The sequence below is a fragment of the Rhodopirellula sp. UH5 genome (genome assembly GCF_056839225.1).
Map to the genome: position 1 here is coordinate 7,057,047 of NZ_CM166390.1, position 16,566 is coordinate 7,073,612.

The following is a 16,566-nucleotide window of genomic DNA, read 5'->3' on the forward strand; positions in this document are numbered from 1 at the left end:
GTTCGGCCGCCGTTGATGATAAAGAGCACTTTCACGTGCATCTGCGGTCGAAAAGCGATGAGCTCAAGAAGATTTCTGGTGACGTCAATGAATCGCCGTATTTCCCGGGCAAACTGGCCCAGAAACTGAAGTTGCTCCAGCCTGAAGATGCAAGTGAAATCGTGATCACGGATTAGACCCGAGCCACCACTTCGTGCTCTTCGCGTCCTTCGTGGTTTTGAGATTTGCTACGATGAATCAATCGTCGATCCATCCACGTCGGGTGGTTTCAAGCGTGGGGAGGCGGTGCGTTGAGGGGGGAGAAAGATGGAATTCGATGAACTGTCTCACCGAGTGATTGGGTGCGCGATTGAAGTGCATCGCGAATTGGGGCCTGGGTTGCTGGAGTCTGCCTATGAGCAATGCCTTGCCCATGAGCTCCGTAAGAGCTCCATTCAGTTTCAGCTCCAGCACCCGCAGCCTGTTCGCTACAAAGACGTGGCGTTGGATTGTGGCTATCGGATCGATTTGTTGGTGGAGGGCTCCATCATTCTCGAACTGAAGAGTGTCGAGAAATTGAAGGGAATTCACGAGGCACAATTGCTGACTTACATGAAGTTGGCGGGAATCCGGACGGGGCTTTTGATCAACTTCAATGTGACACGGCTCAAGGACGGGCTTCGTCGTTTTGTGCTTTGAATCTGATGTCGCCGGCTCGTGAGTAGGGGGATGAGTCGAATGCAGATCTTCGTGTCACCACGAAGAGACGCAGCGAACGCGAAGGATAACGTTCGCGGACGGTTGGCAACATGTTCACGTTCACACTGAACCTTCGTGCCCTTCGAGTCCTTCGTGGTGCATTTGCCGGCGAATATTCTTCACCACGAAGGGCACAGAGAGCACGAAGATTTCGGTTCGGCTGATTTGCATGAACCAGTCCGATGCGAGTTTCGAGGTGGTGATCGAGGCTCAGAATTGGCGAGGAAGAATCACGCAGCTCGAGGAACACGTTTATATTGGCTCATCCGACGGAAGCGTGCGCGGTACCCTGACTTCAGGTTTTTGGAGGGATTTCTCCGATGCCCGAAGTTTGAATAGACCATTTCGAGGCGTTCGAATTGAGTTGCCAAGTGAAGCGGAAGCAAGCTCTGCTGAGGAGCAACTTGCCAAGGAATAGCTTGGTCTCCGATGCGCCGAAGGTGCTTCGCGGCCCACCGGCATGCTCGCCATGCCGGTGGGTTGTTTTCAACACGGACGCCGTCCATCGTTGAACATTCGGACATCGGTGCATGCCTTGAAAACCTCGGACGCACCCTTCCGTCGGATGAGCCGAAACATTTGGGACGCCCTCCTCATCCTGATTGTCTCGAGGACACCGTTTTGTCAGAGGTTGAGGCTTCTCTTCGAAAGCGATTGATGCGGATGAAGAATGGAAACCGACTGCAATGGTTTGGAATCGCAGTGTTTGTGCTTGGATTGCTTCTTCTCTAGATGCATGCTTGGCAACGCCAGCAGTTAGGGAATGCGAGAGAGCGTGTCCGAGATCGGATGGACGTCTTGGAGGCCTTCGTTGCGCAAGCGGATTCAAACACGATGACAGCCCAAGAAATCCATCAGCTAGGAAGCCAGTTGGACTCCATTAGCAGCGACTTGCTGGCTCTGGGTCGAGAATCCGACTCACCGTGGTCAGCATGGAACGTTTCGTTCATGTCCTACATTGCGTGTTCGCTGATTGGATCCGTGCTGACGATTGTGGGATCGTCGCAGTTGCGTCGCAGCAGAAAACCAACGGTGACAGGACCGCAGGATGATTGAACCCGACTCATACCAGAATCGGGATGATTCCGATTTGAACGCCAAGCGGAACTCAGCGAGAACCGAAGACCCAGTCGTCAACCTGATTGCAGGGGGACTGCTGGGATCGGTAGGCGGTGCGGGGCTGGGATTCTCGGTCTCGCTGGCGTTCACCGGATGGGCCGTCGTTGCATTTTTTGCCGGCGGCGTTGCCGGTGGAGTTTTGGGCATGGCCTTGGGCTACTTCCGCGGTGACGGCTTCACAGAGTGGCTCAAGGAGAATCTTTGGCGATTCTGGTAGCGGAAGGAAGCCTGTTGAAGCAAGCTTTCCAACAGGCTTCCGGATCACCCAGATTGGGTAGTGGTCTGTCAGGACTTGTTTTTAGGGTAGTGGACGAGGCCACGAGTCCTGAACTGGCGTCAAATCCAAGGACTCGTGGCCTCGTCCACTACGATCAACCCTAACTTTTAGCTATGACAGACCAGTAGCGTCTATTCCTCGACTTCGACGAACGGGATGTTCAGCGATTGGAGGGTGAGGAGATAAAGCATGTACAAGACGGGGATCAGCAGCAGCACCAAGGCGGTGGCGAGCATCAACCCAAAGGCAAGACTGCTGGCCATTGGGATCAGCAATTGAGCTTGGAAAGATCGCTCGGTCAGCAATGGCACCAAGCCCGCAATCGTGGTCATGCTGGTCAGCATGATCGGTCGGAAACGTCGACGGCCCGACTCCAGCAAGGCTTGGATGGGGTCGTCACCCGCTCGGACGCGTGAGTTGATGAAGTCGATCAAAACGATCGAGTCATTGACGACGACACCCGCCAAAGCAACCAGCCCAAACATGCTGAAGAGCGTCAGCGGCAGGTCGAGAAGTGCATGTCCCCAGACGGCACCGATCATGCCAAAGGGAATGATCGCCAAGATCAACAGCGGCTGCATGTACGACCGGAACTGAAGGACCAGCAAGACAAACATGCACAGAATCGCGATGGCGAAGCCGACCATCAGGCTGCCCACCGATTCCCGGCTTTGTTCTTGTTGACCTTCCCAGCGAAGGGAAACATTTGGGAATTGGGCTTTGAAGCCGTCCATCTGTTCTTGCAGGCTGGCGATGATCAAATCGGCGTTGGCGGTGGTCTCATCAAGGTCCGCCGAGATGGTGATGCTGCGTTGTTGATCGACGCGGTTGATCTCAGAAAATCCTCGTTGCAAATTGATCTCAGCCAATTCGCTGATGGGACGTTGCATGCCATCGGCACCTCCGACGCGAATCTCTCGGAAGTTGACGAGCGACGTGCGTTCTTCCGGTGGGTAGCGGACCATCAACTTCACTTCGTGACGACCGCGTTGCAGACGCATGACTTCGGCGCCGAAGTAGGTGTTGCGAACAGTTTGTCCGAGATCCGTCGGCGTGACACCGGTCGCCAGGGCGCTGTCTTTGACGCGAAATTGGAATTCCCACTTGCCCGGCGTGTTGTCATCGCTGATGTCGAAAACACCAGCGAAGGTGCCGACCTTTTGCTTCATGACTTCGGTTGCGGCCAGCAACTCGTCCACGTGTTCACTGGAGGCGAGCAATTTGAATTCAATGGGGGTTCCGGCGGGGCCGGTGCCGATGCTGCCGTAGGTGATTCGTTCGACGCCGGCGATTTCGCCCACTTCACGTCGCCAACGAGCGATCAGTTGGTCGCTGTGAATGTCACGGATTTCGGTGCCGTGGAGTTCGGCAAAGATCTGGCCGGCGTTGCTGCCGCTGGATCCTTGCCCGCCCATCGGGCCGGCGGTGTTGCTGATCGAGCCGACTTCGCGGTAGGCGAAACGGACCGGGCCGACATAGTCACCTTCTGGGAGCGGGTACAGTGATTCGAGCGGCTCCTTCGTTTTGGCGGCGCGTTCCAACGCGATCTCTTGGCTGACCTTTTGAAGGGCTCGTTCCATTCGCTGGGTGGCAACTTCGGTTGCGGTGGCAGGAGTGCCGTTGGGGAAGACGACGGAGGCTTGCAGGTAGTTGTTGTCCGATTTGGGGAACAACACGGTCGTCACGACGCCCCCGCGAATCATGCCGATGGTGCCGACAAACAACGCGATGGCGACGGCGATGGGGAGGACTGGATTGAGCAAGCAGAAGTGGAGCGTGGGCACATAAACTTTTTCAGCGAACCATTCCATCGCGGTGCTGGCTTTCGAATTGAACCAGAACAACAGCAGCATGAATGGACGCAGCGGGTAGGTCACGATCGTCGCGACTCGGAAGAACCCTGAATGGCTGTGGGCCAAGTGACATGGCAACACAAACGTGCTTTCCCAGAGCGAGACCAGCAGCATCGCAATCACGGCGAACGGGATCACCGCCATGAATTTGCCCATCACCCCAGACACGAAGAACATGGGGGCGAAGGCGATGACGGTCGTGGTGATCGAGGCCGCCACGCTGGGCAACACTTCGGTGGCCCCGTCGACCGCCGCGTCGTGCAGCGATTTGCCCATCTGCCGGTGGGCGTAGATGTTTTCGCCGATCACGATCGCGTCATCGACCACGATCCCAAGAGCGATCAAGAACGAAAACAAGGAGAGCATGTTGAGTGTTTGGTCGCCCCAGGAGAGAGCGGCACCGGCACCCATGATGGAGATTGGAATCCCGAGAGCCACCCAGAATGCCAGGCGGACCTCCAAGAACAGGGCCAGGACCAAGAACACCAGTCCCAGACCTTGGACACCGTTGCGAAGCAGCAATGCCATCCGGTCTCGGACGTCGGTCGACGTGTCACCCCATAGAACAAATCGATATCCGGGGGGAGGTTCGGTGCGGGCGACGTAGCCCCGCACATTGTCGACCAGGTTCAGCAAGTCCTCTGATTTGGTGCGTTGAACATTGATGACCATCGCGGGTTCGCCGTTGATCTCCGCCACCGCCGTGACGTCTTCGAATTCATCGCGAACGCTGCCCAAATCGCCCACCGTCAGGACGACGCCGTCTTGGCGAGTGATCAGCGGGATGCGTTCAATCTCGGGGCCGACGCGGCCTTTGTTCTTGGCACGCAGCAGGATTTCTTGACCGGATGATTTGAGCTGCCCACCCGGCAATTCCACGTTGTGTTGCCGGATCTCGGAGGCGACTTGGTCCAGCGTCAGGCCATAGGAACGCAGAGTTGCCTCGGGGATTTCCACGTCGATTTGATAGTTGCGTGTTCCCATCAATTCGGCGACCGTGACGCTGGGAAGCATCAACAATTCGTCTCGCACGGACTCGGCGACTTCGCGAAGTTTCAGTTCCCCACGCCGGGATCGGTCATCAGGTCCGATGATTCCTAGGCGGATGGCCGTGTCGCGGAACGTGATCTGTTCGATCTCCGGATCTTCGGCGAGATCAGGGAAACTTGGGATGCGGTTGACTTCGCGATCGATCTCCGACATCACCTTTTGGACGTCTTGAATATCGCTTTGCAGTTCCGCCAAGACATAGCCGCGGCCTTCCATGGCGATGGAGGTGACCTTCTTGATCCCGTCGATGGACCGAATGGCTTCTTCAATCTTTTGACAGATCGCTTCTTCGGTATCTTGTGGGGTGGCACCGGGGTACGGCACCGAAATCATCACGACTTCGAGTTCGAATTCGGGGAACACTTCCCGACGCATGCCGACGAATGCGGAAGCACCCACAATCATCAACGCCAGCATGATGACATTCATGCCGGGCGCGTTTTCGATGGCCCAAGCGAGGACACGTTTCATCGAAGGTTCTTTGAATGGAAGGAATGGCGGAAGAGTGTCGGTTGGCTGCACAGCGGGAGGTGCTTGTGAGCGGCAGCGGTGGTCGTCAAGACGATCGCTTTCTCAGGGGATCGAAACTCCAGAGGAGTATGGATCGCTGTCCAGGTTCGGCGGCGTCAAAGATCGGTGATTGCTGCGGTCAAAGGCGCGTCCGATTTTTCATCGATTGGTGGCGTCAGGTTTCCCTTGGGGGCGCGAACTGGGAACGTGTCCGCTTCGATGCTGCCCAGTGGTGAGACAACCACAAAGCTGTTGCCGGTGACCGATTGGTTCGGCACTTCACAGATCCACTGATTGGAGCTTCCACCGACCGCCGTCAACAAATCGATGGGGCGAACGTCATGGCGAATCACCAAGCGTCCCGCGGACCAATTTTCAGCCACGAAGGCAAGTTCCGAATCGGCCTGTGGTGCGTCTGATTCGTCGTCGCCCTGCTTGGCGACGTTGTCCGCGAGATTCGTTTCTGAATCGGCGACGGTTTCGGCCGTCTGTTCCGAGTTTGGACCCTCGGCGTTAGCGGTTTTTTCGTCGATTGCCGGAAGGTCCAGAACGGAATCGTCGGGGATGAATTCCCAAACCCGATTGCCCGGCTTGAGGGCTTCGGACGGCAGGATGACAAGTGGCACGGCGGGGTGCAGTTGCAATTGCAAACGCACGAACATGCCACGCACGAGCGCGGTGGGGCCGGTCGAAACGACGTTTTCGGAAGTGGTCGGGGCGAGCGACTCATCGTCAATTCGGCGTTGGATTTCAAACATCTGAGGTTGGTCGACAACCACTCGAACGGGGACGGTCCGAGTTTGTTCGTCCAGCCCAATGCCGTCATAGCCGGTCAACTGGCCATCCCAGACATACGTCACATCGTCGCGCCCGGACAGTTGGTATTGCACCTTCACTTCCGTGGGCGGCAACTTGTAACCGCGGTGAGCGCCGTTGGCGGGTGCGTTCAATTCTTCCATGGGGGATTGCGTCGTTTTCTGATTCAGCACCCAGTACAGTTGGTCGGTTCGCAGACTGGTGGCCACTTCAACCTTGGAAGTGTCTTCCATCGTGACGACGGGATTGCCGCGGGAAACGAATGTGTTCAGTTCGGCTTGTTCGCTGGCAATGACCCCGTCGATCGGGGCTCGGATTTCAGTCCGTTGCAGATCGATGCTGGCTTGTTTGAGTTGCGTGGCAGCAAGCTGTTCGGCCAGTTCCAATCGCGTGCGTCGTTTCTTCAGCAAATCAATTTGGTTTTGGACCGTCACCTTTTGCTGTTCAGCTTGCAAGACGCCTCGGCGTGCCGCGTCGACGTCGCGGCGGGCGGCAAAGTCTTCTGGCAATGAATCCAGGCGTTTGGCTTCGCGGCTTTGGAGCTCGATGTCTGCGTTGGCAATTTCTAACAAACGAGCCGCGTTGATCAGTTCCTGGTCGACTTCGTTGATCGCTTCATATTCGGATTGCTGAGTTTGTTCCAAGCGACGCACGGTGAGTTCGTAATCGGTCGGATCAATCCGCATCAGCACGGTGCCAGCGGTGACGTATTGGCCGGCTTCGCATTGCGGCGACTTTTCGACGATGCGGCCGGCGACTTCAGTTGCCAGAATGACTTCGCGAAACGGGACGACGGTGCCGTCGGTGTTCAGGTGCAGGATCTGGCCGCTGTCTGCGAGCGACTGAATCGGAACCACATCCACGGCCGGCAAGGCTTGGAGTCGTCCGGCGAGTGTGTTGTCGGCAGGCGGACGGGTCGAGGGTTGGACCGACCCGAGTGCGTAGACCAAGCCACCGGCCACGGCGAGCAGCAACAGCGGCGCACCGATGTTGAACAGCACCCACTGCATCGTGTTGGACGAATCGACGAGCTGGACAACGTTGTCGTCCCGGCGAGTCGAGTCGACTTCGATCCCGGATTCGTACGGCGAGCGTGGCGGATCCGTTTTCGCCGGCACGGACGATGTCGAATCCAGTGAGGTTTTGGCCTCAGCGGAAGTTTCTTCGTCGGTCATCGTGGGCGTCGACTCGTTATTGTTGACAAGAGACATCGTGAGGCTCGTTGAGCGGCGATGGGAAGAGAAGCTTGTATTGATCGATCACAGTTTGATCGCCACACGCTGCCAGCGTGGACGCGGTGATCTGATTGCACAATGAATCCAACCCGTAGTGGGTTTGAATCAATTTGGGTGAGATCAAATGTGCCATCACGGGGCGCCCGATCCGGTAGTGAAGGCATTGGCCGACCACGCCGAGAGCCATCTGGGGCACCAGGGCGCTGGTTTGCCACGCGGACTTTGAATCAAGCGGTGGCAGCAAGGACTCGATGGTTTTGCAAAGCGCTTCGTAGAGCGGTTGGAAATACCCGTGGATCATGCCTTCGAAGGCGGGCGTTGGGGTCTGCATCTCGCGCATCATCAACATCGCTTCCCAACCGGTTTCGTCGGCGGCGAGCATGCGTGAGAGCAGGGTGCGGATCAGCCGTTCCAGATCCTGTTGTGGGGTCTGTTTGCCAACTTCAGGCGTCGGGTAGGCACGCTCGCGTTTCTCCCGGATGGCGGTGATGACAGCGCGGTACAGGCCCATCTTGTCACCGAAGTAATAGCTGACCGCGGCCACATTGACATCAGCGACGTTGGCAATCTCTCGGACCGTCGCGCGATCGAAACCTCGCTCGGCAAAGACGGGGCCAGCGGCCGCCAGCAAACGTTGGGTCGGGTCGATCGTTGCGGGAGCGGGGGATTCAGTCATGAAGCAGCGGGACGAGAGTCTCGGGCAGAACGGTTGCCGCAATCATGATTTAAACAGTCGTTTTAAACAAGTGTTTAAATCGAGAGGGCTCGATCGCGGATTGGCCTTCTGTTTGACCGGATCACTTTGCAAAGCGACCGTTGAGAACGCAAGTCGGTTTCCGTATCGAATTGAATCGAGTCGCTCGATCTGTTGGTGGGATCCAGCCACCTGGAAGAGCGGGGGGCCGTCACGCAGGTTCGGAGGCTGGGTGCCGCTCACGACATTTTGTGGGCGAAACAAGGCACTGAACGAGCCACGCCACCTCAGAGGGTTTCAAACATGCGGCGAAGTGCGTCGCGGTGGGCGTCTTCATCGAATGGGTTGGCCAGCGGTTTGGGCAAGACGCTGGCTGCTGACGGAGAATCGCCGGCGGACAGCGGTTCGCCTGCGGGCACTGGTTCGTCCGTCGATAGCGCGGCGGATTCAATTCGCTCAAAGGTTTCGCTGTGTTCGAACCCACGAGCAATTCGCGAGGTCCCGTCGGCCCCGTTCCACTGGGTCAGTGAATCGGTGGTGTGCCAGGTGCCGCCGGGTTGAGTGACATAAATTCGAACGGTGTCATCGCCGCCAGCGGATGCTTTGGCGGTGACATCATCGAAGCCGATCGCGGTGGCTCGATAGCCGCTGCTGCTGATCGTCGCGCGGGTTTGTGAAATCGACATCACGTCGTCGGAGGCGGAATCCCCGAGGTCGGCGGTGTCGTGGCCACCCGCTTCGGCATAAGCATAGACGCGTTCGAATCCAAACACGGCTTGCGTCTGTGTGTCGTTGCGAAGCGAGCTGAATTGTGGCCGGATGACCAAGCGATCGTCGCCGGCGGAATCGTTCAAATGCGCGGTGTCGTCACCGCCGGAGGTGGCGTGGGCGAAGAGTTTGGGAACGTTGTCGACGCGGAATTCAAAGCCAGCGCCGGACATGCGAGCGGTCTGGCTGGAGGCGGTCAGCACGTCGTCGCCGGTGCTGTCGTACATGGTCGCCAGATCGAGTCCGCCGCCGCCAACGAAGGTGATGTTTTCAAAGCCGCGAATTTCGATGACGCCGCCGAGGAAGGTCAAACGGCTGATCCCATCTTCGCTGGTCGGTGGGCGAAGGAGCAGGCTCTCGGCTTCGGCCGATCCCATGATTCGAAGCACGTCGCCACCGGCACCGCCGTCAATGACGATGGTTTGCGTTGTATCGAGCGTGTAGTTGCCGCTTGCATCGGAAAGCAGTGTTTTCCCGTCGACGCCACCGTTTGTGATCGAGGAGAGGTCTCGCAGGTCCAAGACAACTTCATCGGATCCCGAGGTGCCTTGGTATTCGCTGAGCGAAGAGATCGCTGGCTCGCTGGGAGGCGTTGGTGTGGGTTCTGGCGTTGGAGTGGGGACTGGCTCGGGAGTCGGTGTCGGTGTCGGATTGGGAGTTGGGTCGGGGGAAGGGGTGGGTTCAGGTTCTGAGACTGAGAACGCGAGCGCGGCTTCCAGATTCAGGGTTTGGTATTCCATTCCAGTGACTGGATCGGTGTGTTGATCGGCGGTCTCCTGCAGTCGAGCCAGGATGGAATCGACGGTGGGCGACATGCCTGCATCCGTCATGGCTTGGCGAACCAAGACCGACGCACCCGCGATTTGAGGGCTGGCCATGCTGGTGCCACTGAGCAGCGCGTAGTCATTGACAAATCCATCTGCGCCATAAACATGTTCGGGGACGCTGCTTCGGATCGCTTGTCCGCCGGTGGCCAGGATGCCGTCTTCACGCTGGGAGAAACTGCTCAGGACATCATTGGCGTCCACGGATCCGACGCCCACGACGTATTGGCTGGACGCGGGGTACATCAACTCGTCGGCGGTGCCATGGTCCATCGTGCCGAAGGAGTTGCCTGCTGCCGCGAAAACCATGATGTTGGCTTCATAGAGCGTTTGCAGTTCGTCTTCCAGCATTCCCATTGCGTCGAATCGATTGGCATCGGTCAGTTCGGTGCCGAGCGACATGTTGACGGTGGTGATCGGATTCTCGAACGTGTCGTGGTTTTCAATCACCCATTGCAGAGCGGACTCGATCCACTGCAGGTTGCCGTTGCCGGCGTCGTCAAAGACGCGCAGTCCGACCAAGTCAGCGCCGGGCGCGAGTCCTTGGAAGGCCTCTCCCGAATCCAGGTTGCCGTTTCCAGCGATCAGCCCAGCGACGTGGGACCCGTGGTATCCGGCAGGCGCGTCATCGTACGGGTTGTCATCATTTTCGGCGAAGTCATAGCCACCGACGACCCGATAGCCGGGGCCGTAGCCTCCGCCCAACGCCACGTGGTCGTAGGCGATGCCACTGTCGATGACTGCGATGGTTTGGCCGCTGCCGTCCCAGTTGCTGCCGAACGAGCTTTCGCCGAGCAGTCCTCCGTTTTGACGAAGTGATTGGGCTTGCTCAAAAAGCGAACCCGCCGACTGCCCTTCGAGGAGGGTGTTGAAATTGAGTGCCGTATCGTTGGTCGGGGGCAGACTGCCCGGGGAAGCGTTCGGCTGCGAATTGAGAGCAGTGTCCGGGAGCGAGGGACCAAGAACAGGGGATTCGTTTTCCGCGAGTGCGGGGGCAGGGACAATCGCAGCCGCGATGGGGATTTCGGTGGGGGCCGAAGCGTCCGTGGAGGGGGACGCCCATTGATCGGCAGAACACGCTGGCAGGGGTTGGATTGGATCCGCCCAATCTGCCAACCAAGCTCCCATCAACGAGGCCGACAGAGCCAAACGTTCTTCGCAGGGTTGGATCGCCGGTGTCGGCAATTCCAAAGCGTCGGAATCCGTTTGAGTGGGACTCAATGGCGAAGTTGAACGGTGTGACATCAGATAGGTCGGATCGATTGGCTGGCATGGAGTGAGTTTTTGAAGGGTAGGTCACAGAATGTTGCCGGCAGCTTCGAAACTTGGGGGGCGAAAAGTGCGGGGCTGGATTCAGGGGACGCTTTGAAACGCCTGGAATCCGAGGGGGAGTTTTTGAGTGGATGGGGCGTTCGATCCGTGCCGTGGCGGACCAGCGAGCTGTGAGTTGTGAGGGTCGGGCAATCAGAATCGATTGGATGGACGAGGGGGTGTGGAGCCGCTTGTCGTCAATTTTTTGGTTTTTGGTGAGTCAAACTGGAACTATTCGGCCGCACAATCCGTCCAACCGCGACCAGCCCCACGTTTTTGTTCGCTCCACTGAAGCAAAGATTGATAAAGACGGTGGGCTAGGTAAGATGGACTTGCTTTTCAAAATTTCGCACCCGCCCAAAGTTTTTGGATTACGCTGGCGGTCCCGGCCGTGGAAGCGGTTTGCGGGAGCCCGTTCTAACTTTGCGCGGATCGCTGAAATGCCCGTCGATATCGGGGCGTTTTGACGAATGCGAAGACCCATCACATCGACCCAGCCCAACCATTCGAATTGCCGAGAAAACAGATGAAAAATCTGCGTCAACTGCTTCGCAGCGTGAGCCCGTCGTCATCACGAAAGCGAAGCGAAGACCGGTCGCGTGCTAACCGTTCCAACAAGCGTCGATTGCTCAGCGAATCGCTGGAAGCCCGACAATTGCTGGCTGGTGACGTTCCGTCGGTGGTTGACACGGCTCCTCAGGAAGAGAGCACTCACGCGGTCGCCCACAATTACTGGCGGGCCTACGATGTTGACAACAATAAATATGTGACGGCGTTGGACGCCTTGATGGTGATCAATCACCTCAACAGCCGTGGGGAAGGCGAAGCCCTGACCGAAGGCGATGAATTCACTGGTTTTGTCGATGTGACCGGTGACAATCGCGTGACAGCCTTGGACGCCTTGAGCGTGATCAACGCTCTGAACCGGGGCGAAGGCGAAGCGGACATGCCCTTGGTCGAGTTCGTGTTGGCGGCTCGTAACCTGGATGACACGCTGGTTGATAACACGACCGGAGCAACCGATGTCCTGCCTGACGACAACGTCGAACTGACCTACAACGTCGATGTCAACGAAGTCTTCAAGCTGGAAGTTGGCGTCAAAGACCTTCGCTCGCGGATGGAAACGGGTGTCTTCCGTGCTGTGACCGACATCATCGCCGATCAGTCGGGTGTGCTGGAACCAGCCGTCGGTGAGCTGCAACAGGTCGTGTTTGACAACACCATTTTCTCTGATGCTGGTGCTACCGACACGGTCACCTTCTCCTATGCGGACGGTTCAGGGACGACGACCACGAAGAACTTGCTCGATTTCTTAGGAGCCAACAATGCAGCGACCGAGGCCAATCTGGCGGAAGTGATTGTTGAATTGAGTCCTTTGGTTGATTCGGTCGACGACATCAACATCAGTGCGAATACCGACTCGAACTCGGGTGGACCCAGCGGTGGCGGAGCGTTCACGCTGGACATCACCTACAGCGGCATGGATTTGATCAACGTCGATGTTCCTCAATTGCAGGTCAGTGTGCTGTTGTCTGGATCGGCAGGGCCGGTCAACGTGGGGCAGGTCGACGTCAAGAACGCAGACGGCTCGTTCAACAGCGCACCTATCTTGGCAGCGTTGGAACTGAACAGCCGCAATGCGGACAACGCCCAAATCTACGGCAAGAACCGCGTCTTTGGTTCCTTCGAACTGAATCAAGACTTGGGCAGTGGGCCCGTTGACTTGTTCGACGAAATCGGTGCCCTCGGCCCAACGAACAACATTCCCGATGAGTTGGGATCCGAGTTCAATCCTGCTCTCGCTTACGACGTCTTCAGCATTCCCGTCCGCGCGGTCGCACCCACCACTGGGTTGGCGGTCAGCCTGGACGTGCCCGATGAGGGCGACAAGGTTCTGATTTACGGCACGGAAGTCGGCAATGAAAGCGTGCCGGATGACATGATTCAGTTGGACGCATCATCGCGATTCATCCTGAATGTCACTGGTGTGAGCTCCGGATTGACGGCTGCCAACAGCACCCTCAGCCTGACCGAAGACGACGCTGCGACGACGATCGATCTGGCAACGCTGAACTCGGGCAACCCCGCGGGAACGACCTACGCCATCTCGTCGGAAACCGAAAACCTAGGCGACTTCACTCTCAGTGGCAGCATCGTCACTTACACGCCTGACGCAGACGCGTTCGGAACCGGCGATCAATTGGTTTACACCGCCAGCGACGGCACCGACACGGTCACCGGCACCATTGCGGCCACCATCGCGGGTGTGAACGATGCACCGACCTTGGTCGACGACACCGCCAACGTGGAACAGGGCGAGTCGGTTTCGATCGACGTCTTGGCAAATGATTCCGCAGGACCAGGTGAGGACATCGCTGACTTGGTGTTGCAAGACCCAGCGACCACGATCACCACCGTCAACGGTGGAACAGCCATCATCTCCAATGGTGAGATCAGCTACACCGCTGCGGCTGGTTATTCCGGAACCGATTCCTTCACCTACACCGTGGCTGACGGAGCCCTGACCGCAACTGCGAACGTGGTGGTGACGGTCTCGAACAGTCAAGTCGGTATCAACGCAGCCGACAAGACCGTCACGATCGATGAAGACAACGGTGGCGGGACCACCAGTGAAGTCTTGGTCGCTGACCTCAGCGCCGACAACCTGATCACCATCAACACCGGTGGCAGCACGTTCACGCTGGACAACGCCGTGATCACGAGCGGCAACGGAAGCGTCGACTTCAGTGGCGACCAAATCTTGTTCACCCCCGCTCAAGATGACTTTGGCACCACGACGATCACCTACACGGCCAGCAATGACGTTGGCAGTGACACCGGCGTCATCACCGTCAATATCACTGCTGACAACACCGATTTGACTGCCACCTCGGATGATTTCCCTGTCAACGAAGGTGCGACGGTCACGCTGGATGTGCTCGCGAATGATTTCGACGGTCCCGGCGAAAGCGGTGTGTTGACCATCACCTCCGTGACGACGCCTTCCTTTGGAACTGCGACGATCACCGAGAATGGCACGCGAATCAGCTACACCTCGACGGGGTCGGTCTCCGATGGCGATGATTCGTTCACCTACTCCATCAGCGATGGCCAGGGTGGTACCTCGACCGCCGTTGTGAACATTGACATTCAGGATGTCTTGGACGCTCCGGTTGCCGGCAACGGTTCGGAAACCGTCGATGAAGATTCCGGGACATTGACCATCGACCTGAGCAGCTTTGTCACCCTGGAAGGCAGCGACACGGTCACGTTCAGCAAGGTCAGCGGCACCGACGCGATTGGAACTTCCGCGGTTGCAGCCAACGGAACATTGACCTTCACTCCGGTTCTGAACGCCAACGGCACCGCGACGATCGTCTACCGTGCGACCAGCACGCAAGGCTCGCAGTTGTCCGATGAGGGCACCATCACGATCAACGTGACGCCCGTCAACGATGCCCCCACAGCGACGGACCGGACTGTCACCGTGCTGGAAGACAACAGCATTGAGATCGACCTGAGTGGCAACGTCGCTGATGTCGACAGCACCGGATTGGTCGTCACAGTGGCAATCAATCCTAGCAATGGATCGGCCACTGCCCTGGGCGACGGCGTGATTCGTTACACACCTGTTGCTGATTTCAACGGACAGGACTCGTTCACTTACCAAGTCACCGATGGCAGCTTGACGACCACCGCAACGGTCACCGTCAATGTCACCGACGTGGTTTCGCCACCGGTTGCTAACAACGGTTCGTTGTCGGCCACCGAAGATGCCGGAACGGTCACGTTGGATCTGTCGACGTTGATCAACTTGGACGCGGGTGACGCGGCGACGATCTCGATCAGCACCTCGCCTGTCAATGGCAACGCGAGTGTCAGCGGCACTTCCGGGGACCTGACCAACTCGACCTTGTCGTACACGCCTGACGCGGACTACTTCGGAAGCGATTCCCTGGTTTACACAGTCACCAACTCACAAGGTGCCACTGACACGGGGACGATCAGCATCTCTGTGGCGGGAGTGAACGATGCTCCGGTTGCCGGCAACGACACCGCTACCACGGTACGCAACCGTGCGGTGACGATCGACGTCTTGTCGAATGACTCGCTCGGACCAGCCAACGAGAACCAAACCGCGACGGTTTCGGTGCCAACTCAGCCTGCTGACGGAACAGTCACTGTCAACGCCGACAACGAATTGGTCTTCACGCCCGACACGGACTTTGTCGGTACCGTGACGATCACCTATCAACTGAGCGATGGTCAGTCGACGGACACCGCAACAGTCGAAGTCACCGTCAATGACTTCAGCCCCTCGGTTGTGTCGGGTCAGTTGTTCGTTGATGCGATCACCAACATTCGGGATGTGATCGACCACGGTGCTGATCCAGTCCGCAATGGGGTTCGCGATTCTGGTGAAACCGCCTTGGGTGGTGTCGCAGTCCGCTTGGTCTCACCTGCCAGCGACAATGAACTCGGCGAAGACGTTGACTTGGTTGTTCTGACGAACCTGGACGGTGAATACACCTTTGAGGACGTTGCACCGGGTAGTTACCAAGTGATCTACATCCTGCCTAACAATGCGGTTGCGGCCGGAGAGGCAGCGGACGGGATCATCCCGATTGAAATCGGATCGGAAGGCGGAGCCTCACCTGTGGGAACGTTCGCGTTCGCAAGTTTGGGTGACGCCGGCCAAGGCAACAGCTCGATTCTGTCGACCAACACCAACGGCGGCAGCGGTGTTCCCGAAGGCGTTGAAGATGGCGAAGGCGGATTTGTTTCATTCGGCAGTGGTGGCGGTCAATCGATGTTCTTGGCCGGCAGCGGCTTTGAAGGCGTCGAGTACGCGGAATTGGCCATGAATCGGAACAACGACGCGGCGTTGCTCACCATCATCGAAGAAGATGGCGATGTGCGAACGGCACAAGTGAGTGGCGAACACCTGCGAGTCAACGCGAGTGGAACCGCGGTTCAATTGCTCGGCGGAGTCAATGACTTCGACTTCGATGCCAGCCTCGAAGATTTGGTCGAGAGTGAATACCCTGCGTTCCGTGACGCGATCGACATGATCCTCGGGAACAGCTGAGTTCGAATCCGAACCTTGAGAACAACGAAAGCCCCGTCGGTTGAATCCGGCGGGGTTTTTTTGTGATGTTCACCGAGTTGATCACCTCCGGAGTCCGGGGAATCGTCACAACCGGTGCGGATGACGCGACCGGCGAGCTTTCCGGACTTGATTCGAACTACCTGATCGGAATCAATTTCGATCCCCCCGAGTGCGAGTTATATAAGTTGCGACGTGGAGTTCGACTCGGGCTCCGGCAAAACCAACCGTCCAAGCTGATGGGTTCATGTTTGTCATGGCCAT

At 57.7% G+C, this 16,566-nt stretch carries 8 protein-coding genes; 4 read left to right on the top strand and 4 right to left on the bottom strand.

Annotated elements, in window-relative coordinates; translation table 11 throughout:
* Window positions 1-35 precede the first annotated feature (35 nt).
* The 3 genes from UH5x_RS25295 (at window position 36) to UH5x_RS25305 (ending at window position 2,074) form a co-directional block, all read left to right on the top strand.
* Window positions 36-176: a hypothetical protein gene (locus UH5x_RS25295; RefSeq protein WP_482634074.1), complete on the top strand. Its 141-nt coding sequence runs from the start codon at window positions 36-38 to the stop codon at window positions 174-176.
* Between the two features lie 130 nt (window positions 177-306).
* The gene (locus UH5x_RS25300; RefSeq protein ID WP_047817312.1) at window positions 307-678 is read left to right on the top strand and encodes a GxxExxY protein; all 372 of its coding nucleotides are present in this window, start codon (window positions 307-309) and stop codon (window positions 676-678) included.
* Between the two features lie 1,108 nt (window positions 679-1,786).
* On the top strand, window positions 1,787-2,074 hold the full coding sequence (locus UH5x_RS25305; protein WP_236696735.1) for a hypothetical protein: 288 nt from the start codon (window positions 1,787-1,789) through the stop codon (window positions 2,072-2,074).
* A gap of 191 nt (window positions 2,075-2,265) precedes the next feature.
* Here the strand turns inward: UH5x_RS25305 and UH5x_RS25310 are convergent, their stop codons facing one another.
* From UH5x_RS25310 to UH5x_RS25325, 4 genes are all read right to left on the bottom strand, one after another.
* A complete protein-coding gene (locus UH5x_RS25310) occupies window positions 2,266-5,508 on the bottom strand; it encodes an efflux RND transporter permease subunit (protein ID WP_482634075.1) in 3,243 nt (1,080 codons plus the stop codon).
* A 155-nt stretch (window positions 5,509-5,663) separates the two neighbouring features.
* Complete coding sequence (locus UH5x_RS25315; RefSeq protein ID WP_482634076.1) at window positions 5,664-7,574, bottom strand: HlyD family secretion protein; 1,911 nt, start codon at window positions 7,572-7,574, stop codon at window positions 5,664-5,666.
* Window positions 7,555-8,274 (bottom strand): CerR family C-terminal domain-containing protein, encoded by a 720-nt coding sequence (locus UH5x_RS25320; protein ID WP_482634077.1) that lies wholly within the window; start codon window positions 8,272-8,274, stop codon window positions 7,555-7,557. The genes UH5x_RS25315 and UH5x_RS25320 overlap by 20 nt, the downstream gene beginning before the upstream one ends.
* A gap of 305 nt (window positions 8,275-8,579) precedes the next feature.
* The gene (locus UH5x_RS25325) at window positions 8,580-11,129 is read right to left on the bottom strand and encodes a S8 family peptidase (RefSeq protein WP_482634078.1); all 2,550 of its coding nucleotides are present in this window, start codon (window positions 11,127-11,129) and stop codon (window positions 8,580-8,582) included.
* A 592-nt stretch (window positions 11,130-11,721) separates the two neighbouring features.
* Between UH5x_RS25325 and UH5x_RS25330 the strand changes: the two genes are divergently transcribed.
* A complete protein-coding gene (locus UH5x_RS25330; RefSeq protein WP_482634079.1) occupies window positions 11,722-16,284 on the top strand; it encodes an Ig-like domain-containing protein in 4,563 nt (1,520 codons plus the stop codon).
* Window positions 16,285-16,566: the final 282 nt, after the last annotated feature.